The 23,143-nt window shown below is 39.0% G+C and carries 18 protein-coding genes and 1 pseudogene; 14 read left to right on the top strand and 5 right to left on the bottom strand.

Going from position 1 to position 23,143, the window contains the following annotated elements:
- Positions 1-199: 199 nt before the first annotated feature.
- Complete coding sequence (locus AAEY55_RS01795; RefSeq protein WP_350549834.1) at positions 200-2,083, top strand: propionyl-CoA synthetase; 1,884 nt, start codon at positions 200-202, stop codon at positions 2,081-2,083.
- 117 nt (positions 2,084-2,200) lie between these two features.
- Positions 2,201-3,472, top strand: a complete 1,272-nt coding sequence (locus tag AAEY55_RS01800; RefSeq protein ID WP_350546536.1) for a mechanosensitive ion channel domain-containing protein — start codon at positions 2,201-2,203, stop codon at positions 3,470-3,472.
- 83 nt (positions 3,473-3,555) lie between these two features.
- Here the strand turns inward: AAEY55_RS01800 and AAEY55_RS01805 are convergent, their stop codons facing one another.
- Positions 3,556-4,473 carry a LysR family transcriptional regulator gene (locus AAEY55_RS01805; RefSeq protein WP_350549837.1) on the bottom strand — a complete coding sequence of 306 codons (918 nt, stop codon included), beginning with the start codon at positions 4,471-4,473 and terminating at the stop codon, positions 3,556-3,558.
- Between the two features lie 118 nt (positions 4,474-4,591).
- Here AAEY55_RS01805 and AAEY55_RS01810 point away from each other — a divergent pair, with 118 nt between their 5' ends.
- Together AAEY55_RS01810 and AAEY55_RS01815 are read left to right on the top strand one after the other, a co-directional pair.
- Complete coding sequence (locus tag AAEY55_RS01810; RefSeq protein WP_350549840.1) at positions 4,592-5,734, top strand: alkene reductase; 1,143 nt, start codon at positions 4,592-4,594, stop codon at positions 5,732-5,734.
- 110 nt (positions 5,735-5,844) lie between these two features.
- Positions 5,845-6,720 carry an endo alpha-1,4 polygalactosaminidase gene (locus AAEY55_RS01815; protein WP_350549843.1) on the top strand — a complete coding sequence of 292 codons (876 nt, stop codon included), beginning with the start codon at positions 5,845-5,847 and terminating at the stop codon, positions 6,718-6,720.
- 32 nt (positions 6,721-6,752) lie between these two features.
- Here AAEY55_RS01815 and AAEY55_RS01820 read toward each other — a convergent pair whose 3' ends face one another.
- Positions 6,753-7,226, bottom strand: coding sequence for a VOC family protein (locus AAEY55_RS01820; protein ID WP_089368710.1), 474 nt, complete (start codon positions 7,224-7,226; stop codon positions 6,753-6,755).
- Positions 7,227-7,412: 186 nt separating this feature from the next.
- Here AAEY55_RS01820 and AAEY55_RS01825 point away from each other — a divergent pair, with 186 nt between their 5' ends.
- On the top strand, positions 7,413-7,799 hold the full coding sequence (locus AAEY55_RS01825; RefSeq protein ID WP_011329099.1) for a lipoprotein: 387 nt from the start codon (positions 7,413-7,415) through the stop codon (positions 7,797-7,799).
- A 40-nt stretch (positions 7,800-7,839) separates the two neighbouring features.
- Positions 7,840-8,202, top strand: a complete 363-nt coding sequence (locus AAEY55_RS01830) for a DUF1971 domain-containing protein (protein WP_089368711.1) — start codon at positions 7,840-7,842, stop codon at positions 8,200-8,202.
- Between the two features lie 103 nt (positions 8,203-8,305).
- Here AAEY55_RS01830 and AAEY55_RS01835 read toward each other — a convergent pair whose 3' ends face one another.
- Positions 8,306-9,427 (bottom strand): glycosyltransferase family 4 protein, encoded by a 1,122-nt coding sequence (locus AAEY55_RS01835; RefSeq protein WP_350549848.1) that lies wholly within the window; start codon positions 9,425-9,427, stop codon positions 8,306-8,308.
- Positions 9,428-9,659: 232 nt separating this feature from the next.
- On the opposite strand from AAEY55_RS01835, the gene AAEY55_RS01840 reads away from it, so the two are divergent.
- From AAEY55_RS01840 to AAEY55_RS01865, 6 genes and pseudogenes are all read left to right on the top strand, one after another.
- On the top strand, positions 9,660-11,009 hold the full coding sequence (locus AAEY55_RS01840) for a cation:dicarboxylate symporter family transporter (RefSeq protein ID WP_350549851.1): 1,350 nt from the start codon (positions 9,660-9,662) through the stop codon (positions 11,007-11,009).
- 240 nt (positions 11,010-11,249) lie between these two features.
- Positions 11,250-11,846, top strand: a complete 597-nt coding sequence (locus tag AAEY55_RS01845) for a DUF6515 family protein (RefSeq protein WP_011329103.1) — start codon at positions 11,250-11,252, stop codon at positions 11,844-11,846.
- Between the two features lie 120 nt (positions 11,847-11,966).
- Positions 11,967-13,835, top strand: a complete 1,869-nt coding sequence (gene gss / locus AAEY55_RS01850) for a bifunctional glutathionylspermidine amidase/synthase (RefSeq protein WP_350550029.1) — start codon at positions 11,967-11,969, stop codon at positions 13,833-13,835.
- 294 nt (positions 13,836-14,129) lie between these two features.
- The gene (gene dps / locus AAEY55_RS01855) at positions 14,130-14,645 is read left to right on the top strand and encodes a DNA starvation/stationary phase protection protein Dps (RefSeq protein WP_011329105.1); all 516 of its coding nucleotides are present in this window, start codon (positions 14,130-14,132) and stop codon (positions 14,643-14,645) included.
- An 851-nt stretch (positions 14,646-15,496) separates the two neighbouring features.
- Positions 15,497-18,435, top strand: a pseudogene (locus AAEY55_RS01860) (TonB-dependent receptor).
- Positions 18,436-18,588: 153 nt separating this feature from the next.
- Entirely contained in the window at positions 18,589-20,268 is a 1,680-nt protein-coding gene (locus AAEY55_RS01865; RefSeq protein WP_350549855.1) for a SulP family inorganic anion transporter, read from the top strand.
- 131 nt (positions 20,269-20,399) lie between these two features.
- Here AAEY55_RS01865 and AAEY55_RS01870 read toward each other — a convergent pair whose 3' ends face one another.
- Together AAEY55_RS01870 and AAEY55_RS01875 are read right to left on the bottom strand one after the other, a co-directional pair.
- A complete protein-coding gene (locus tag AAEY55_RS01870) occupies positions 20,400-21,110 on the bottom strand; it encodes a VC0807 family protein (RefSeq protein ID WP_011329108.1) in 711 nt (236 codons plus the stop codon).
- A gap of 173 nt (positions 21,111-21,283) precedes the next feature.
- Positions 21,284-22,186 carry a LysR family transcriptional regulator gene (locus tag AAEY55_RS01875; protein WP_011329109.1) on the bottom strand — a complete coding sequence of 301 codons (903 nt, stop codon included), beginning with the start codon at positions 22,184-22,186 and terminating at the stop codon, positions 21,284-21,286.
- Between the two features lie 101 nt (positions 22,187-22,287).
- Here AAEY55_RS01875 and AAEY55_RS01880 point away from each other — a divergent pair, with 101 nt between their 5' ends.
- Together AAEY55_RS01880 and AAEY55_RS01885 are read left to right on the top strand one after the other, a co-directional pair.
- Complete coding sequence (locus AAEY55_RS01880) at positions 22,288-22,626, top strand: multidrug efflux SMR transporter (RefSeq protein WP_011329110.1); 339 nt, start codon at positions 22,288-22,290, stop codon at positions 22,624-22,626.
- Entirely contained in the window at positions 22,623-22,949 is a 327-nt protein-coding gene (locus tag AAEY55_RS01885; protein WP_011329111.1) for an SMR family transporter, read from the top strand. The genes AAEY55_RS01880 and AAEY55_RS01885 overlap by 4 nt, the downstream gene beginning before the upstream one ends.
- Positions 22,950-23,143: the final 194 nt, after the last annotated feature.

Here is a 23,143-nt window from a genome sequence, read left to right on the forward strand (position 1 = left end):
GTTTAATTGACGTTTTTTATAAAAACATAACAATTTCAATTAGCTTGCTATGTATTAAGTCGTAATTAGGCCCTGCAAAACAAACTAAAAAACAACCACCTTGCTCAGCTTTTAGCCGACCAAGGTCTAATATAATAATTAAGCAAAAACGCTTAGTTTTTAATATCTCTCACACTCTTTTTTAGTTTTAGGATCATTTATGTCAGGTCAATATAAACAGCATTATAACGCCTTCAAACAAAACCCAGCTGAATTTTGGTTAGCACAAAGTAAGTGTATTCCTTGGTATAAAACACCCCAAAATGCCTATACACAAGACAGCGATGACTTATACCATTGGTTTGATGATGGCCAGCTTAATACTAGCTACTTAGCACTTGACCAACATGTTGAAGCCGGCTTTGGCGAGCAAACTGCGCTTATTTACGACTCTCCTGTTACCAATACTAAACAAACTTATAATTATTCACAGCTACAACAAGAAGTGGCTAAGTTTGCCGGTGTAATGCAATCGCTAGGTGTGCAAAAAGGCGACCGTGTGGTTATTTACATGCCCATGATCCCACAAGCAGTGATTGGCATGCTAGCTTGTGCTCGTTTAGGTGCAGTACACTCTGTGGTTTTTGGTGGTTTTGCAGCTCATGAGTTAGCGGTGCGTATTGATGATGCTAAACCTAAGTTAGTATTAAGTGCTTCTTGTGGTGTAGAAGTGAGTAATATTATTGAATACAAACCCTTATTAGATGACGCCATAAAGCGCGCCACACATAAAGTTGATCACTGCGTAATTTATCAACGCGAACAAGTAACCGCAACACTCAATAGCGACCAAGATATTGATTGGGCAAAGGCTATGCAAACGGCACAAGCTGTTGATCCTGTACCTGTAAGTGGTAGCGATCCGCTATATATTTTATATACCTCAGGCACCACAGGATTACCTAAAGGTGTAGTACGTGAAAATGGCGGCCATGCTGTTGCCCTTAATTACAGCATGAAAAATGTATACGGTATGGAGCCTGGCGAAGTATTTTGGGCTGCGTCTGATATTGGCTGGGTGGTGGGTCACTCATACATAGTATATGCGCCGTTAATGTATCGTTGTGCAACAGTACTTTACGAAGGCAAACCAGTGCGCACCCCAGATGCCAGTGCATTTTGGCGAGTGGTAGAGGAGCATAAAGTAACAGCCCTGTTTAGCGCGCCGACTGCATTTAGAGCAATTAAAAAAGAAGACCCTGAAGCTGAGGGCTTTAAAAAATATGATACATCTAGCTTAAAACGGTTATTTTTAGCCGGTGAGCGCCTTGATGCAGCTACTTACGATTGGTTAAAAGAAAAAACCGGCCTACCTGTGCTTGATCATTGGTGGCAAACAGAAACCGGCTGGGCTATTGCCTGCAACCCTATTGGCATTGAACATTTAGAAACCAAAGCAGGTAGTTCAACCGTGCCTACACCGGGCTTTGACGTACGTATTTTAAATATGGATGGCGAAGAATGTGCCCCTAACGAAAGTGGCGCTGTAGTAATAAAGCTGCCTTTACCACCGGGTTGTTTATCAACAATTTGGCAAAATACCGAGCGCTATAAACAAGGTTACCTGAGCGAATATGAAGGCTATTACCTGTCGGGAGACGGTGGCTACATAGACGAAGACGGCTACTTATTTATTATGGGTCGTACCGATGATGTAATTAACGTTGCAGGCCACAGGCTATCTACCGGCGAAATGGAAGAAATTGTTGCCGCCCACCCTGCGGTTGCAGAATGTGCTGTATTTGGTGTAAACGATGCGCTTAAAGGGCAAAACCCAATGGCGATGATAGTACTGAAAGACAGCTTTACCGGCTCTCATCAAGAAGTACAACAACAGCTTGTGCAATCTGTACGTAACCAAATTGGTGCTATCGCGTGTTTAAAAAATATTATGTGTGTTGAGCGCTTACCTAAAACACGCTCAGGGAAAATTTTACGCAAAAACTTGCGCCAGCTTATTGATGGCGAAGAACTGCAAATTCCATCAACGATAGACGACCCCAGTATTTTTGCCGAGTTAAGTGAACAACTTGCTGAAAAATAAAACTAACTGTTTATAGTTAAAGTCTATCGGCACCGAGTGAAGATAGACTTTAACTACGCCTTCTGCTTAAATAACCTTGGAATAAATAAATAACTTTATGATGTAAACGGAGATTAAATGACAGATATAAGAGCTGAACTACGTGAGTATTTACTGGGGTGGTTTGGCCAATATTTACCCGCCAACCCTCTTTTATGGTACGACATTTTAGTACTTTGCTGGCTCGCCATTTTTGCCATAATTTTACATTTAATTATCAGAAACTCAGCTAAGCACTTTCTTAAAGGTCGCTTTAGCGAAAGAATTGTTCAGCCTGATGCAAAAACTCCTGCCGAGTTAGCATTTAAACTTGCAAAACATATCTCTTTTGTAATTCAAGGTGCGGTTGTCGTTATCCAAGCAAGGCTTTGGTTACCCGAAGGGAGTGGCTTATTACATATTATTGAAATGGTTACCGACCAATGGATCATTCTCTTTTCTTTACTGTCACTGTTTTCGTTACTCGATATTTTTCAGGTTATTTCTGATAGGCGCGCAGTCAGAGCCCACTTCCCGATACGAGGGTTATTACAAACCATTAAGTTAATTGCCAGTGTATTAACCGGTATTTTAGCTGTGTCGTTATTAATGAATAAATCACCATTAATTTTATTAAGTGGTTTAGGTGCGTTATCAGCCGTTATGCTGTTGGTGTTTAAGGATGCTATTTTAGGTTTAGTGGCAGGTATTCAGCTCTCTGCTAATAATATGTTAGCGGTAGGTGATTGGCTAGAAATGCCCAAGTATGGCGCTGATGGCGATGTAATTGACATTGCACTTACCACGGTAAAGGTAAGAAACTGGGATAAAACCATCACTACAATCCCTACGTACGCGCTTATTTCTGATTCATTCAAAAACTGGCGCGGTATGTCAGAATCGGGCGGTCGAAGAATAAAACGTAGCATTCATTTAGAAATGAACAGCGTGCGCTTTTTAAATGAACAAGAGCTCAGTGAGCTTAGAAAAGCAAATTTACTCACCAAATATATAGATACCACAATATCATCTATTAGCGCCGAAAACGCCACTAAAGACATGAGCTGCCTACTTAATGGCCGCCGCTTAACTAACGTAGGAACCTTTAGGCATTATTTAATAGAGCTGTTAAAACAACACCCTAAAATCCATCAAAATATGACCCTAATGGTAAGGCAATTAGAGCCAACGAATAAAGGTTTACCTATCGAAATTTACACCTTTACCAACACCACAGTGTGGGCAGAATACGAAGGCATTCAGGCAGATATTTTTGACCATATATTGGCTATTTTACCGGTGTTTTATCTTAAAGCGCATGAGTCGCCAACAGGTAACGATGTCCGCTCTTTGTCGATAGGTAAGCACTAAAATTACGGCTTACTTTATCGTTAGCTCCTATATTAGCGAGTAACACTATAAACGAGTGTTGCTCGCTAAAACTTATTTATACTTCAAATTACTTTTAATTGTTCCAGTATCCAGCGATGAATTGGGCTTTCACTGGTACGTGGGTGCCATGCGGCTATTACTTTAAAAGACGGTGGTAATGCTTCAACGGTTAGCTCTTGTACTTTATTGTTTGGTAATAATCGCGACGGATAAAATGCGATCATATCGGTTGTATGAAGAATGTTTGGTACCGCCGAAAAGCTAGGTACCGACATAACAATATTGCGTTTAAGGCCCTTAGCTGCAAACCACTGATCGTGAGAGCCACGTAAATTGGCACGCGAAGGTGATACCACTAGCTGCGGATAAGCTGCAATTTGTGCCAGTGTTAACGGCTCATTTGCTAGCTTGTTGCCACAACCTGTAACGCATAAATGCTGCTCTTCAAGCAAAGTAACATAAGCTAAGTTATCTGGAATAAATTCAGGGAAGCTAATCAGTAAATCAAGCTCGCCCGCCGTAATTAGCTGGTTAACATTATCTGAGGCAAAGTCGCGCACGATTAGTTTTAACCCGGGTGCTTCTCGTCTCGTTATATTAAAAAGCTGCGGTAACAAGGCTTGCGTTGCGTAGTCTGTCGCGCTAATAGTAAATACACCTTTATATGTTTGCGGTGTAAATACTTCGGGCTCTAACAGCATTTCAAGTTGCTTTAAAATATGGCAAATAGGTTGCTGCATAGATAACGCTTTGGGCGTTGGCACCATGCTATTTCCTTGACGAATAAACAAACGATCGTCAAATAAGTCACGTAGTTTACGCAGCTGCTCGCTAATTGCTTGCTGGGTTAGGCCCATTTTACGTGCAACCTGCGACAAGCTTTTTAAATCAAGCAAGGCATTTAGTACCCTGAGCTGTTTAATATCGAGCCTATTAATACCATTCATAATTGTATCTAAAACAATAAAGTGTTGTTTCAAATTGTACCCATAAAGCTCTACGCTTACCAACATTGCTTAAACAGCTAAGCATCAACATACTTTGCCTTGTTAATTACGAGGTAATAAGCCACTAAGTTTGCTTTAAGAGAGAGTTTTAATGAATCAATCTATTTCTGATACCAGCTCGTTATTTTCACCTGTAGAACTTGGCCCTTATACACTTAAGAACCGTATTGTAATGCCACCACTTACACGCTCTCGTAGCACGCAGCCAGGTAATATTCCAAACGACTTAATGGCAACCTATTATGCGCAGCGTGCCAGCGCTGGCTTTATGGTTACCGAAGGTACGCAAATAGAGCCTAGAGGCCAAGGCTATGCATGGACTCCGGGTATACATTCTGCAGCACAAATTGAAGGTTGGAAAAAAGTAACTCAAGCAGTGCATGCTAAAGGCGGCATTATATTTGCTCAACTGTGGCATGTTGGCCGCGTATCGCATACCAGTTTACAACCTAATGAAGCCAGCCCAATAGCTCCTTCGGCAATTACAGCCGACAACGTTAAAGTATTTATTGAAACCGGCCCAGGCCAAGGTGCTTTAAGTGAACCAAGTACACCGCGCGCTTTAAGTACTGATGAAGTGAGCGAGTTAGTTAATATGTATGCGCAAGCTGCAAAAAATGCATTAGAAGCCGGCTTTGACGGCGTTGAACTACATTGTGCTAATGGTTATTTAGTTAATCAGTTTATTTCAGAGCACACTAATATGCGTGACGATCAATATGGCGGCTCACTTACTAATCGTCTGCGTTTTTTAAAAGAAATTGTTACTGCTGTGAGCGCAGTTGTAGGCGCTGATCGTTTAGGCGTTCGCTTTGCACCACTATTTAGCAGCACAGATGAAACCCGCGTTTATTTGGGTTTGGTCGAGTCTGATCCACAAAACACCTACATAGAAGCGATTAAGTTACTTGAACAAGCTGGTATTGCTTACTTATCGATTGCTGAAGCCGATTGGAATAACGCACCTGATTTACCTGAGCAGTTTTATAAAGCAGCTAGAGCGCAGTTCTCTGGTCGAATTATATATGCAGGAAAATACACGGTAGATAAAGCACTGCGTATTTTAAATAATGGCTACGGTGACTTGTTTGCTTTTGGTCGGCCTTTTATTGCGAACCCCGATTTACCTGAGCGTATTAAACAACAATGGCCTTTAAATGAAGCTGATGCAGCCACTATGTATGGCGGCACAGAGGTTGGTTATAGTGATTATTCATACTATAAAAACATTTAATTTAAGCAGGCCACGGAAGGCCTAATACTCAATATAAAAATCGACATCCTTAATGCAATATCAATAGTTTTCAGCTAAATTAATAACTACTAATACCGTTTGAGTATGTTATGTTTTTGCCTTTATTTAATAAACAAACCGCAGGCCACTGTGTTATATTTTTACTGCTAATCAGTATTAGTAGCTGCGGTGAAAATGACAATACACCAACAACTCCCTCTAGCCAAATCGAGCCTGCAATTGCCCCTATTACTACCGGTAACTGGTATAAACCCGCATTGGGGAGCACCTGGCAATGGCAGCTAACTGGCACAATAAATACTAACTACAATGTTAATATTTACGACATAGACCTATTCGATTCCCCAGTACAGTTAATACAAACATTACAAGCTCAAGGTAAGCGGGTTATTTGCTATTTTTCAGCGGGTTCTTATGAATCGTGGCGAAGTGATAAAAGCCAATTTTTAATCAACGAATTAGGTAACTCTTTAGCTAATTGGCAAGGAGAGCGTTGGTTAGATATTCGCTCACCTAATGTGCAAGCAATAATGGCTAGTCGTCTAGATTTAGCAGTACAAAAAGGATGTGATGGCGTAGAGCCCGATAACGTTGACGGCTATATGAATAATTCGGGCTTTAATTTAACTGCAAACGATCAGCTTGTATTTACTCGCTTTATAGCAAATCAGGCGCATACTCGTGGCTTGGCGGTTGGCTTAAAAAACAATCTTCATCAGGTAAATGAGCTGCATAGTTATTTTGATTTTGCAGTAAACGAGCAATGCTACGAGTATCAAGAGTGCGAATTACTCACCCCTTTTATAAATAACAATAAAGCTGTTTTTCATGTTGAATATAATAGTAAGTATAGTAATGGTAGCGCTGAGCTTAACAATATGTGTGATGATGCTATTAATAGGCAATTTAATACACTGGTTTTGCCAATAAACCTAGATGACGAATTCAGGATTAGCTGCTTGTAAAAGCCTTGTTTACTTACCTTTATTTTATAAAGCTAAGCATCTTGATCTTTACTCATAAAATCTACCATTCTTTTTCTGAGCTCTTGCTCATTAATGTCTTCTTTATGAGTGCCAATGGTCCATACGTGGCCAAAAGGATCTTGCAGCGTACCTGCTCTATCACCATAAAACTGATCATGAACGGGGCGTATTTCTTTCGCTCCTAACGCAATGGTTTTTGCAAATACCGTATCTACATCATCAACATACAACATTATGCTTACGGGTGTACCGCCTAGCTCTGTAGGGCTTTTAAAATGAACATCTGGGCACATATCTGAGATCATAATATGTGAATTACCAATTTTAATTTCTGCATGAGCAATGCCGCCTTCAGGCATAGGCATTTGCATAACTAGCTGCGCATCAAAAGCGGCACAATAAAAATCAATTGCTTGTTGCGCACCGTTTATAATTAAATAAGGGGTTATTGAATGATACCCTTTTGGAATAGCTGATACCGCCATGTTGTGCTCCTCGTTATATGCTCTCCTTACAAAGGTTAGTCTAAAGTGGCAAACAATATAAAATAAACACGTATTTATTTATCAATATTAGTGGCACTTATTTGCAAAATTATTAGTAAATTTTGCTAGTATCTACCACTTAATAATATTTACTGATACGCTGCATATTTAAACAAAAGGACTAACATGAAAAAACAAACAACACTTTTTATAGCCACTGCGTTATTCGCACTCGCGGGTTGTTCAACTTCAGTGCCAATTAAAAACTTTGAACAAAACCTTATTCCACAAACATCTAAAATAATTAATAACACAGCAGATGTTGAAACAGGTATTTTAAAAGCCTGCATTCAACTAGGTTGGCAGTGTGCTCCTGTTAGTGAAGGTAAAATAAAGGGAATTCTTAATATTCGTACTCATCAATTAATCGTTAATATTAATTATGACAAAACAGCCTATTCTATCAATTACCAAGATTCGACTAACCTTAATTACAACGGTAGTAAAATACATCGTCAGTATATTAATTGGGTAACTAATTTAATGCGCCATATTGATGCTGAAATGATTTAAACTTTTATATTTGTTTCACTAATACAAAAAAGGAATTGTTATGAGTCACTTAACTATACCAAGTCACTGGAAAATAAAACGCTCCACTCACTTTTTTACTAAAGATAACATTCCAAAAGCGTTACTTACTCACCACAACACAGCCGAGGGTGTGTTTGGCCAAATTTGCGTTATGCAAGGCACTGTTACCTTTTACGGATTTGCAAATGAAGCCGCCACAGAGCCTGAGCAAACTATTGTAATTAACGCGGGGCAATTTGCTACCAGCCCGCCACAATACTGGCATAAAGTAGAGCTAAGCGACGACGCGCAATTTAATATCAACTTTTGGGCCGAAGCCGATACAGGTAATAAAGCCCTGTTTAAAAGTTCACGTATTCATAGCAAACCTATTTTAGATTAATACCACTTAAAATAACTAATTTACGTACAAACAAAAAAGCACCTAACATTTAGTTAAGTGCTTTCATAAATAACGGTGCAATTAATGCCAAATGCACTGCATATTAGCCTTGTTTATGTTTGATCATATCAATCCAATCTTGCGCCCAATTTTCTTTAGAGCACACTTTCGCTATTGATGTTAACCCGTTATATGCCAACGTTTTACTTTGCTGATAGTCATTCAAGCTAGTTGTTAGCGCTTGGGTAAACTCGGCAGTATTAGGCATCACTAATCGACCATTAAAACCATTAATTATAAGATTAGATAAGCCTCCAACGTTACTACTTATAACCATACAACCTGCGGCCATTGCCTCTATCATAGATAACGAAGTACCTTCTGAACCTAGTGTTGGAATAATGGCAATGTGTTGGCATTTATGTACGCTAAAGCTTTCATTTGGTCCGTACTGCATTAATTTCACTTTTACTTCATTAGCAAATAGTTCTGTTAAATATGGTTTTAATGGCCCATCTCCGGCAAAGCTTACTTGAATATTATATTGCGGTAAAAGCTGCTTAATAATAGGTGCTATTAATTTAATACCACGGTAATCAACAAAACGACGAGCAATAATAATATTTAGTGTTGCGTTATCATCTGACCATTTTTTGGCAAATTCACTTTCGCTAATTTTTTCACTATAAAAGTTATAAATAACCTTCATATGTTGCTGCTTAATATTAAACCAAGTGCGATACCAGTTAACAAAGTTATGATCTACACACACCAAACTGCAATCTGATTTTATATAGGATAAATATTTGTACTGACTTAATAGCGAGGAGCAATATTGTGATATGGCTGATTTTGCTGCGCGAGGTTTATCCCAAGATATACCATGCTGAATCGCTAGCGTTTTATAATCAGGCATTTTTACTGAATAAGAGTCGGTAGCAAAAATAATAATATCGTTATTTTTGTCTGCATTTTCACTGACCCAGTTTGCAAGGGCGATTTTTTTTAAGTTACCCCGATATAAACCGGTAGTAACGCTATGAATAGTGTACTGGGGAGTAGTTAAGGTAAACGCTTTTTTAGCCGGTTGTACTATATGACATGGCCAACCTTGGCGAGTAAAAACATCGCACAAACTTAAGATATAGTTTTCAATGCCACCAATGGTATGCATAGTGCCGTTATGATCAAACATAGCACGGTAAATAATATAAATATTAGGCATCATATATCCTGACAAACTTGTTTAGTTTGCTGCAATTACAGCGATTACTCTTTTGGTAATATAACATTTAGCCATACATCTTTGAAGATATTTACAAACGCTTGCCATCCCTTATAACCAAATATTAGCAATGCATAACAATTTCTTCTAAGTCATAGCGAAAGTGTATTTTCTTAAATAAGTTTAAAGCGTTAAAGTGCGCCGCTAAATCACAGCTAATGAAGAGGATATTATGTCGCTTGCTGTACTATTAATGCTGGCATTGTTTGTTAGTCTGTTATTCGCGATTTATCTTTTTTCGCAAAAAAGTAAAACGTTATCACGCACCGTTTTATTTGGCCTAGTACTGGGCAGTGCTTTTGGTTTGGCTTTACAGTTTTTATTTGCCGAACAACCCCAAGTTATTAACCATGTTTTAAGTTGGGTTGCCGTCGTTGGTAAAGGCTATGTTGGGCTATTAAAAATGGTCATTATGCCTTTGGTATTAGTGTTTATGATTGCCGCGGTAGTCAAACTTGAAAACCAAGGCTCTTTAGGTAAGATTTCATTTGTAAGTATTTCTATTTTACTGGTTACCACAGCCCTTGCTGCATTGGTTGGTATTGCGGTTACTTATGGCTTTAACTTAAGCGTAGAAGGATTAGTGGCCGGCACTCGTGAAGCGGCACAAATGACTACTTTAGAGAGTAAAGCGGCTAATGTTGCTAACTTAAATGTGCCACAAATGTTGCTTAGCTTTATTCCAGAAAACCCATTTGCCGATTTAAGTAATACACGTTCAACCTCTATTATTGCCGTCGTTATTTTTGGCGTGTTAATAGGCATTGCTGCACGTAAAGTAATGCTAGAGCGCAGCGAACTTACAGCGCCTATTCGTACTGGTGTAAACGCTTTACAAGCCACTGTAATGAGCTTAGTTAAAATGGTTATAGCTTTAACGCCTTACGGTGTTGCAGGATTAATGGCGAATGTAGTCGCAAACTCAAGTGGTAACGACATTCTTAATTTATTGGCGTTTATTATCGCCTCTTATGTCGCTATTTTATTAATGTTTGTTGTGCACGGCATACTGTTAAGCCTAGTTGGGGTTAGTCCAAAACATTATTTTACTAAGATTTGGCCAGTAATGACCTTTGCTTTTAGTTCGCGCAGTTCAGCGGCATCAATTCCAATGAACATAGATACACAAGTAAACCAACTTAAAGTTCCCCCAGCTATTGCTAATTTATCAGCCTCTTTTGGTGCTACGATTGGACAAAATGGCTGTGCAGGTATTTACCCTGCAATGCTAGCAATGATGGTTGCACCTAGTGTGGGAATAGACCCGATGACTTTTGAGTTTATTCTACCCTTAATAGGTATTGTAGTGATTAGCTCTTTTGGCATTGCCGGTGTAGGCGGCGGCGCAACTTTTGCTGCGCTAGTGGTATTACCAACAATGGGATTACCCATAGAAATTGTTGCGTTACTTATATCAATAGAACCATTAATTGATATGGCACGTACTGCGCTTAATGTGTCAGGCTCTATTACTTCAGGTGTGATCACCAGTAAAATAATGAAAACGCCACAGCAAGACTAATTAATAATTAAGCCCAGCTTTGCTGGGCTTTTTATACTGCGCTACAGTTATATAAAACCCGCAAAACAGCCCATAATTAACCACTTTCCTGTTCATTTAGCATGCTCAAAACCCTACCAACAAGCATTTTAGTTATGTAAACATATGTAAAGCTTTGTGTAATTACAGCCGCTATCAGTTGCTATTCAGTTTCAGGCTCTAATATCGGTTATGTATAAAAAACATAAGCGAGACATTACTATGAAACAAATAACTGTGAAACTAACACCTATAAAGCTAAACACTATTAACTTAACTGTTTTGTTAGCAGTGTTTTTAACACTTACTATGCTCTCAAGTAACGCCTTTGCAAATCCGCAAAATGTACATAACAAACACCATAAACCAGGTAAAGTGATACGTCATATTCCTAGTAATAGTGTATCGGTACGTTTTAATGGTGCAGTATTTAATACCCATAATGGCACTTACTATCGTAAACACAGCAGAGGCTATCGAGAGGTAATGCCACCAAGAGGTTTACATATTAGATCACTGCCTAGATACCACTCACGTTTAAGGCATCGCAATAACACTTATTATACCTATCAAAATGTATATTATATTGCCGAAAATAACGGCTACACAGTAGTAGATACGCCTAAAATACAGGTTAACCGAGCAATCAAAGTAAATAACAGCAACAATTATAAGCTTGGGCTGTTTTACGACTCGCTACCAACGGCAGCAAAGCCCGTAACTATTAGCTCGGTGCAGTACTTTAAATATGATGACATTTATTTTTTACCGCAAGTTAGTGATGATGTAATTAAATATCTCGCTGTTAAACTCAATTAATACTGCCTTTATCTGTCGCAAATAAAAACCTAAATAAGGGCATAGCATTTTATCTTGCTATCAAGCTACTTCGCTCCTATAGTCAGCAGATTATAGGCCTTTATTTTGAACAAACTTGTTATGAAAACTAGCACTCCAGCTCGTGATTTTGGTGAACTATTAGGTTACGCACCTGGTAATGTTGCTGTTTACTCGTCTGACTATGACTCTGCCGACGAAAGCATTTACCCTAACCGCAGTGCCTATCGCAGTTATTTAGATGGCATTTATATGGGTTATAAATGGCAGTGCGTTGAATTTGCTAGGCGCTGGATGTATCTCAATCATGGTTATATTTTTGATGACATAGCCATGGCTTACGATATTTTTGAGCTACGCTCAGTACGTGAAGTTAACAGCCAAAATAGACTTCCCTTACAAGCATTTAAAAATGGCGCAAAGCATCACCCTCAAGTTGGTAGTTTACTTATTTGGGAAGAAGGTGGTGAGTTTGAAGAAACCGGCCATGTTGCCATTGTAGTAGAAGTTCACCCTGATAAAATTCGTCTTGCTGAGCAAAATGTTGGCCATCAAACATGGCCACAAGGTCAAAATTGGTGCCGCGAGCTTAAAGCTAAAATAACCAAAGATGGCGACTATTGGATTGAATGCTCTTATAACGATGCAACTATTTTAGGCTGGATGACCCAAACTGATCAAATTGAACACGCAGAACCTACCACTGAAATAAACACCGATTTATTTACAATAAAATCTAATTACATTGCCGATACAGGCCAAGCTGCAAAGTCATGGTTAAATATTGCTAATGATGACGAAGCCGCCTATGTAGACATGATGCAAGGCCACAAGCTTACCTCCAATGCAGAGGATCAACATAGCTACTTTACTATTTCACACACAACCCAACAAGTCATTGAGCACGCCACTAATGAGCTGCATGGCTTATTTATGCATGCCACCGATTATGTGTTACAGCACCCTGAGCTATTAAAAAAGTTTAATTTACCTGAAGTAGTACTCAATAAAATTCGTCAATCGTGGGATAACCGCTTAAATCAATTGATCACCAGTCGCTTTGACTTTGCACTAACCCCCGCAGGCTTAAAAGTGTATGAATACAACTGCGACTCCGCTTCGTGTTATATGGAAAGCGGTAAAGTTCAGGGTAAATGGGCAAAGCACTTTGGGGTTAAAACGGGTATTGATGCAGGCCAAGATTTATTTAAAGACTTAGTAAAAGCGTGGCGAAAAAGTGAAGTAAAAGGTTTAGTTCATATTCTTCAAGATGACGAGCCAGAAGAGCATTACCACGCTTTATTTATGAAAGAAACAATTGCGGCAGCAGGTTTTGAGTGCAAAATTATTATTGGTTTAAATACTCTGTCTTGGGATGCCTTTGGCAATATTATTGATGCCGATGGCAATAAACTTAATTATGTATGGAAAACCTGGTCGTGGGAAACTGCACTTGAGCAAATTCGTGAAGAATGCGAGGCTGATCAAGCTCAAAATCATAATTTTGAGCCGCAATGGCAAGCAGGAGCAACCCCGCGGTTGGCTGATGTATTATTGCGTAAAAATGTCATGGTTTTTGAACCACTATGGACACTGATCCCCAGTAATAAAGCAATCTTACCGATGCTGTGGAGTTTATTTCCTAATCATAAATATTTGCTCAATACCGCGTTTGAGCTCAGTGATGAATTATTACAAACCGGCTATGTAGTAAAACCCATTGTTGGCCGCTGCGGAGCAAATATTCAACTAGTCGATCAGCAACAACAAACCATTGAGGAAACCGCCGGACACTTTGCATCCCAAGAGCAAATATATCAGCAATTATTTGCGCTACCAAAAGTAGACGATTACTTTGTACAAATATGCAGTTTTACCACAGCAGGAAAATATTCTGGTGCGGGTGTGCGAGTCGATAAAAGCATGATTATTAATGGCAATAGTGACTGTATGGCACTGCGGATTGAATAACTCGTCAAATTAATAAACAATACTTTGCGGGCTTAGTTTTAGGGCTTAGCATTAAATATAATAGCTAAGCCCTTTAGCTATTATATTTATTACACTGTGCATAATTTACAAAAAAGTGCATAGTTTTCAAATATGTAATATTTAACATCATTCTTCCCCTCATATTGAAAACCCTATCTAATTGTATATAAACAACTTTATTTAAAATCCCTTCTCGGCATGGTGATTGCTTTAAATAAAGTAAAGTATGTTCATATAGTAATTAATGGGCAAAATAATTAAGTAGGAGAAATTATGAGTAATAGTAACAAAACAGCTAAATTTACCGCTCCAGGTATGAGTAACGATTCAGCAGAAAAAACTATCTCTACACTCGACAATCGTATGGTTGCGCTAATTGACTTACAACTTACCCTTAAACATATTCACTGGAACGTAGTTGGCCCTAATTTTATTGGCGTGCATGAAATGCTAGACCCACAAGTTGCGGTTGTACGCGAAATGACAGACACCATTGCTGAGCGCATCGCAACGCTAGGTGGAGTACCTGTTGGTACGCCAAAATCAATTGTTGATCGCCGTACATGGGACGAGTACTCAATTGGTAAAGCCCTCGTTACCGAGCATTTAAGTGCACTCGATAATGTATATAGCGGTATTAATAGCGATCATCGTAAAGCCATAGATACGCTTGCTGATCTTGATCCGGTTTCTGAGGATATGATCACCAGCCAACTAGCTGAGCTAGAGCAATTTCAATGGTTTATTCGTGCCCACCTTGAATCATCAACAGGTGAACTACAAAAGTAGGTGCACTATTATAACTGGCATACATAGCTAAATATTTATTGTTAGTTAATAATTTAAAATTAAGAAAAGCCCGCATTATTAATAATGCGGGCTTTTTAAGTGCTAATAACTTACTAAAATAATAACCTACTAAAATAATTACACATCATACATAGCAAAGTATCTGCATTTTGCTCTTAAAAAGTTTACCCCCAAGTAGCCATTAAATAATGTCACGCTCAGCAAATGCATAAAAAAGAACCTCCCCCAATTAACCCCTCGTACATCTGCATTTAAATTTTATATTATTATTACCAGTCGATATTTTATTTATATCAGCAATTAAATTGGTTAACCAAACCAATTTTAAACTTAAAATAAAAACTACAAAGCCATTACCAGTAAGTAATTTACATTTCTTATTTTAAATAAACGCCTCATACCTCCTCAGTAAGTTAATTTCTTTTTATCGCCTTGGTACTTATCAGCACTTTCTTATCTAAAACAATGAATTTTTTTATAGGTTAAAACCCCAATCTTCCCAAATAAGTAAGGTTAAACTCACCTTGCTTTTAAAAAGCATAATTAATAAATAGCAATAACAAACCTATATACCAACATTAAATTAAACTTTTTAACTGCGATTACAAAATAAATTAAAAACATAACTTGTTAAATTTGTTAAATATTAAATAAAAAGAAACCAAAATTGTAATACCAAATTCACACTACTGGTAAACAAAGCTTGAAATTAAAACTTAATTGGACTAATTTTAACCACACTTTACGCATTACCAAAAAAAGTAAAACGCTGAAAAATTGGTAAACCAAAGCGCATCATCAACACACAATTACCCAAACGGGAGAGATACATGAAGCTTAATCGAATTACTTCCTCACTAATCAATAAACAACATAAAAGTAATCCTGCACTTATTAGCGCGGCCGCACTTATTTTAATGACATCATCTACTTTAGCTGCACAAGAGTCTGAAAACACCTCAGCCACAGCAGATAAAAACATAGAGGTTATTGAAGTAAAAGGAATTCTTAACAGTATGAAAGCAGCTGCAATGCTTAAACGTACTGACGGTCGTATTGTTGATGCTGTTGTTGCTGAAGACATTGGTAAATTACCAGACAATAATATTGCCGAAGCCCTGCAACGTATTACTGGTGTATCTATTAATTCTGACTTTGGTGTGGGTGATAGTGTTTCGATTCGTGGTTTACCGCAAAACCGGGTTGAATTAAATGGTCGCTCTACTATTGGCGATTCTCGTGATGGCATTAGCCTTCAAGATTTTCCATCAAGTTTCTTAAAAACAGTAGAAGTTGTTAAGTCGCCAACTGCCGATATGATTGAAGGCGCACTTGGTGGTACGGTTAGTTTAAGAACGGTTCGCCCATTAGAATTAGATAAACTAACAGCGGCCATGTCATTAGATGCAGAATATGCAGATAAAACCGAAAACGTAGCGCCTATTTTCAGTGGATCTGTTGGTAATAATTGGGATTTTGATGAAATAGGCACGTTTGGTGCCATTGCTATGTTTTCATATCAAGATCGCGAAATTCGCCAAGACGAAACGTCTAGCCGCGTAAAACCTCAAGACATAGTAATTAACGCTCAAGAAGGAAACACACCAAGCGGTAACGCCATCGTCAGAGATGAGCACAGTATTGAGCAATATGTAGAAAAACGTGAACGTACTGCTGTAAATTTGTCACTTCAGTGGGCACCACACTCGGGTAATGGCATGGTATACCTTGATTTAAGTGGTACTAAGCGCTCTGGTGAGCAAGCTGGTAACTCTATTTTAGGTGTAGCAGGTTCACTATCAACAGATGCAAACACCACACAAGACGCTAACGGCGTAAATAACTATACGTTAACTAACGAATTTGGTATTCCTAAAACATACAGTGATTTTCGTGATACTGACTCGTTTTCAAATGCACTTGGTGCAGAATGGAGTCTTACCGATAGCATCAAAATTTCTGGTGAAGTTGCTGTTGCATCCTCTGAAAGCATAAGACCAGACTCAGAATTTACATTGCGTCCAATCGAAAAATCGACGTTTGAAGCCAGTGGCGGTGTTGATTTAGTAAACCATTTATATGATGGCGCATTTTCACAAGACGGTAATCGCTTACCAAGCATTATACACTCAGATCCAACTGCATTTACTAATCCACAAAACTTAGCATTAAGAACATTCAAAAGCGAAGATAGAAAAACCAATAATGATGAAACAGCGGTTCGTTTTGATATTGAAATGTTTGAGCCGTTAAGCAGTGCAAACTGGATCTCTAAAGTAAAAGCAGGTGTTCGCGCTACTAAACGCGATTACGAATATGAACAATACAAAGTAGAAATTAAAGATATTTATAAAAACGCTATTAACGACTCAGATGGGTCATTAGCAACTTTATGGGCCGATGATTATAACGCGCTGTTCCCTGGCAGCTTTACAACTATGAGCCACGATAACTCTTTTAATCAACTGGGTCACTCTGGTCAAAACGATCTATTAACATTCCTTACTTATAATGGCTTATCTAACCCAAGTAATACGTATGCTCAATTACAACAACTATTAGCAGGCACTAATTTAGCGTCTACTGGGAGCTTACACGACAATCAAGAGTTTCAAGAAAGCGCATACAAAAATGTAGTTGAAGACACCGCTGCAATTTATATATCGGCTTATTTAGATTTTGATAGCGTTACAGCCATTGTGGGCGCTCGTTATGTAACAACAGATCTTGAGTCAAGTGTTTACCAAAACGGTGTAAAAGTGACGGGTGAAAATGATTACACCGACTTTTTACCTAGCTTAAACGTGACATATAACTATTCAGACGAAACACTATTTCGCTTTGCTGCGGCAAAGTTATGCGCAGAGCCGACTTTAGCGAGCTAAGCCCTGCATTTGACGTAAATAACGACCAAACCGGTGCAACTCAAGGAGCTATTGATTTAGAACCATACCGCGCAACCCAATACGACTTATCTGTAGAGCATTACTTTGACGAAGGTAACGTATTGTCTTTTGCACTATTTTATAAAGATGTTAAGTCATTTTTAAGCAACGAAAGCACGTGTGTTGCCTCATCAACTACCGCTGCACTGCAAAACGTAACACAGTGGAACCAAGTATGTCAGCTTGATACTGCCGGCGTATCTCAAGATAATATGGTTTACTCTGATGCAACTAACTATCCTGTAGATGCTGATGGTTTTAATCACGTTGCGGGCCTTAGAGATGCAGGGCTTACCGGCATCGATACCGTTAAAAATATTAACGGTGAAAACGGCTCTGTTCAAGGTTTTGAAGTAGGTTACCAGCAGTTTTTTACAAGCCTTCCGGGTGCGTTTTCTGGTTTGGGTATTAATGCAAACTACACTTACGCAGACAGCGAACAGCCAAACGGCAACCCATTATTAGACATTTCTAAAAACACTTATAACTTACAAGTATTTTGGGAACACGAAGGTTTCTCTACTCGCCTTGCTTATAACTACCGTGACGGTTTCTTAAGTACTGAAAACGAAAAACGCGTAGAAAACATTAACTCTAACGGCAGCATTTCACAAGACGGTACTGTTTATGGTAATAACTACCGCGATGACAGAGGCCAATTAGACTTTTCTGCAAGTTGGGACATAAACGAAAACTTTACCCTAGTAGGTAACGCAACAAACTTAACCGGTGAACCTTCAATCTACCTATCTGAACTAGGCGGTGCTTGGAAGTACACTGAGGCGGATCGCCGTTATAGCTTAGGCATTCGCGCTAAATTTTAATTTTCCCTGAAGGCTAAAGCCTGCTTTTATGCAGGCTTTTTTATGCCTAAATAATAGTAGCTTTATATTGCATAAAAAACCCTCTCCCTAGCTATACTTATCTTAATATAAAACTTAATATCAAAGAGCAATTACTATTAATAAGGAAAGGTAGTGCTGTCGCGTTTATATAATTTTATGCCGGGTTTAAATACTTTACTTCATTATGAACGACAATGGTTTGCTGATGATTTAAGAGCGGCATTATCGGTTGCCGCCGTGGCGCTACCCGTTGCTATTGCTTATGCACAGTTAACTGGTGTTAATGCTGCAGTTGGGCTGTATTCCTGCATACTACCCATGATGCTATATGCACTTTTTGGCACCTCAAAACAATTAATAGTTGGCCCCGATGCAGCAACCTGTGCAGTTATAGCTGCAGTAGTTACCCCGCTTGCCGCAGGCGACAGTTTTAAGCACTGGCAGCTAGTTGTAACCATGACCGCCATGACCGGTTTTTGGTGTTTTATAGCCAGTAAATTTAAATTAGGTGTATTAGCAGACTTTTTATCTAAGCCTATTTTAATGGGCTTATTAAACGGCGTAGCCATAACTATTATTGTGGGTCAGTTTTCTAAAGTATTTGGTTTTACCTTTGATGAAAGATACCTACTTGAACGCTTAGGGGGGGTGCCCACTTATTTATCACAAACCCATATTCCCACTTTATTAATGGCCTTATTTACTGTGGTTATTTACTTTGTTATGAAACGACTAAAGCCTACATGGCCCGCATCAATGTTTGCCATTACCTTGGGCGCAATATTAGTGTGGTTTTTTAATTTAGAGCAATTTAATATTAAAACCATAGGCACAGTAACCGGCGGACTGCCGGTATTTAACACCCCTGTATTTGATATTGGTATTATTCGTGAACTAGTTGTGCCGGCACTTAACTTAGCCATAGTGAGCTTTGTAAGTATGATGCTAACAGCGCGTAGTTTTGCCGCAAAAAATGGCTACGACATAGATGCAGATAAAGAGTTTAGAGCCCTAGGTATTGCCAACTTCGCCTCTGCGTTGTCGCAAGGTTTTGCTGTAAGTGGCGCCGACTCTCGCACCGCAGTTAACGACGCTAATGGCGGTAAAACGCAATTAGTGTCGATTATAGCCGCCACTATTATTGCTATTATTGCTATTTTTTTAACCGCCCCGCTCGAGTTTATACCTAGCGCAGCACTCGGCGTGGTACTTATTATTGCCTCTGTGCATTTGTTAGATTTAAAAGCGGTATGGCAACTAAAGTTTAAAGATAAGCAGGCGTTTTACCTTGCCTTAGCCACCTTGTTTGCAGTGCTGTTTATTGGTGTTATTCCGGGTATTACACTTGCTGTATTGCTGGGTTTATTTCAATTTATTCGCACCGTAATGCGCCCTACCGACAACATATTAGGCGTAGATATAAAAGGCGTGGTAAGAAGCTTAGACGCCACCGATAAAGCAAAAGCCGTGCAAGGGGTATTTATTTACCGCTTTAATTCGCCATTAACTTACTTTAATGCCAGTTACTTTAAACGCAGATTACTTGAGCAATACGCAAAACAAAAAGACGATACCCAATGCGTTATTATTGATGCCGTACCTTGCTTTACCCATTTAGATTTAAGCGTTATGGCCATGCTTGCCGATTTAGACGTTATATTTAAAAAGCGTGGCATTAGTCTTGAGCTAGCAGGTAGAAAACGCCAGCTTCTATCGTGGTTTGAAATTGCCGGAATGGTATCGGGTAAAAATGGCATTTATGTTCACTCCGATCTATATGTTGCGCTACAAAAAAATAGCGTAAGCCAGTAAGCCAGCCTACCGACGAAGTCGCCTTATTTGAAGCTCATACCAATGAGGCAAAACCCGAGCCGCTATAAACGCAAAAAGGCTTACAACACATAGTTGTAAGCCTTTTTATACTAAAAACTTAGTAACTTAAATTACTGTGAATGAACCATTTGTTCAAACTTCATGCCGGTTAATTTAGTAATTACTTTAATCACATAAAAGAAAATACCAATCATTGCCAACATAGACGGAATAGCAATAATAGGGTAACTGAGCAAGGTCATTTCACCAAGCTGCTCGTTAAACTCTACCGTACCCGCAGGGCTGGTCACTATCCACTTAGCAAGCACGTAATTCATAGTTGATGAAAAAGCAAAAGTAAGCGCTAAAATATAATTAGCCTTGGTAATTTGCTGCTTAAAACGCTGGGTATTACCGCGCGCATCTAACGTATCGTAAATTACATCTAACTTAAATAAAATCGAGTTTAACAGCACCTTTGCCAATAATGGCTTACCAAAAAAACCCGACATTAAAACAGTCAGGCCAATAATACCCGGTATAGCCGCTTCTTTTATTGCCAACCATTCTACATTAAGCTCAAACAGCGCAATGCCACCCGTTAATAAAGTACTTAAAAAACCTAATAATGAAATAAAATTTAACGAGCGTGCTTTAATAAAATCATAAATACCGTAACCCACAGGAAATATAAGCGCGACAATTAACCCTACAACGGTTCCTAAATATTCAGGCCCCGAAAACTTCATTAAAATAATTGAAGGCACTATAATATTAAAAACGACCTCAAATAATGGATTGTTTTTTTTACCTTTACTGTTATTTTGACCACTGGTTGTCATTCGTTACTTCCATTAATATATTATTGCTAAGACGAAAAGAGCACCTCTTCGCTACTGCCAAAGGCTATAATACTCGCAATACCTTCGCCATTCTAGCTTGTCGTTTTTGTATTGATTAAAAAGCCGAAAGGGAGCAATTATTTTTTGTGTATAAGTGCACAAACAGCCCTCTATTACGCAGGCAAACTCATATCGATGCCAGGTAAAGCCACCATCTGATCGCTAATAAGGCGGCGAATATCACGAATTATTGGCTGCTCGTTTTCAACTACTTGCTGCGATATAGCCACATACCCATGCCACGAAACATTATAGCCATGAGCAATGCGCGCCACCTCTTGTGGTTGAAACCCTTTTAATAATGGCTCTGGCACATAACCCCAACCTAGCTTGTCGCGTATTGCATCCCTAATTAACTCAAAGCTACTTAACGCAATATCGTAACGCTCAGATACATTGGTTTGAATGTCACTTTGGCTTAAATCTAAATAAGCAATTTGCGGCACACTGGCTAAGTCTTCATTACTTACATAGCGCATTTGCGTTAACGGATGATCTTTGGCAATAACCATATGCAATGCCACCCAGCCCAAAACTTGTAAAGGTAGCTGAGTATTTGCATACAAGCTCTGATCTAAGCAACAAGCTAAGTCCATAAAGCCCTCTTCAACCATTTGCTGCAACGCATTTGCACTCGCATAGTGCATTTCTAACGATATACCTGGGTAGCGCTTGCGAATACTGCGAATAATTTCGCGCCAAAAGGCTTCGGGTAAAGCATCATCACGGCCAATAACTAAGCGGTGTGGCAGTTGCTCGTCATCGTGCAGGCAGCGGTGCTTAATACTCTCAGCAAGGTTAATTAAGCGAATACTATCGTCAATTATTTTTTCACCCGCGGGGGCTAATTGCATACTATTACCAGTGCGAATAAATAGCGCAGTACCCAACTGATCCTCTAGCGTCGATAGCGCCATACTCATAGTGCTACGATTAACCGACAAGCGCGCTGCCGCCTTAGCAATAGAGCCGGTTTGTGCAATCATCACAAAGTACTGTAACGACTCTAATTTCATCAAGCCCCCTTAGTGTCAATTATTTTGACTCTGAGCAATTATAGTATAAAAATAATAAGCAGTATTATACGCACAATGTTTTAGTATTAAGAGCAGGAAAAATGCATTGGATATATTTAATAATAGCTGTAACTCTTGAGGTTATAGGTACAACAGTAATGAAGTGGCTGGTAAACGAAGACCAGTTACTATTAGGTAGCTTATTTGTAACTTTAATGGTTGGCTTAGCTTATCTTGCTCTTAGCCAAGCCACCAGCAAAATTCCTATCGCACTTGCTAACGCCTTCTGGGAAGGCTTGGGGATGATATTAATTGCATCTGTGTCATTTGTATTTTTAGGCGAAGCTATTTCTATTGGCCAAATGTTTGCACTTTTATTAGCTATTATCGGCATTGTTATAATTAACAGCGGCCACGCTATGCAAGAGCAAAAACAATGACAGTATATTGGCTTTATATTCTTGGCTCAGTAATTTTTGACATTGCCGCCAACGTATTTTTAGAAATGTCACACGGATTTAAACATAAACGCTTTGGCATACTTGCCATTGTTTTTATTATGGCCGCGTTTGCCTTACTCACCCTCGCTGTGCAAGGCATCCCACTGTTTATTGCCTACGCCACGTGGGGAGCTCTTTCAATTAGCGGTACTGCGCTGGCAACTTGGTTGTTGTTTGGTCATAAATTAAACTGGGTTGTTTGTTTTGGTTTAGCAGTACTTATTTTATCTATTGTGACAATGCAATTAGTTGGCCCCGCGTAAATACCTCTTATTAAAAACTAGCTAAAGTGCTCTGCAGTTCAAGCTAGTTTTTCCTGCTGTTTTGCCTTAGTTAACTTTAGGCTAAACTTCTAACTTAGTTGACTATTTTATAGCGCAACGCTATAACTTGTAACACGTTGCGCTGTGCCAACCTACAAAGTAGTAAATAAAAACTTAAAAGCGCACCGCTTGCT

Source organism: Pseudoalteromonas sp. 120-MNA-CIBAN-0494 (assembly GCF_040308885.1).
GTDB classification, from domain to species: Bacteria; Pseudomonadota; Gammaproteobacteria; order Enterobacterales; family Alteromonadaceae; genus Pseudoalteromonas; species Pseudoalteromonas nigrifaciens.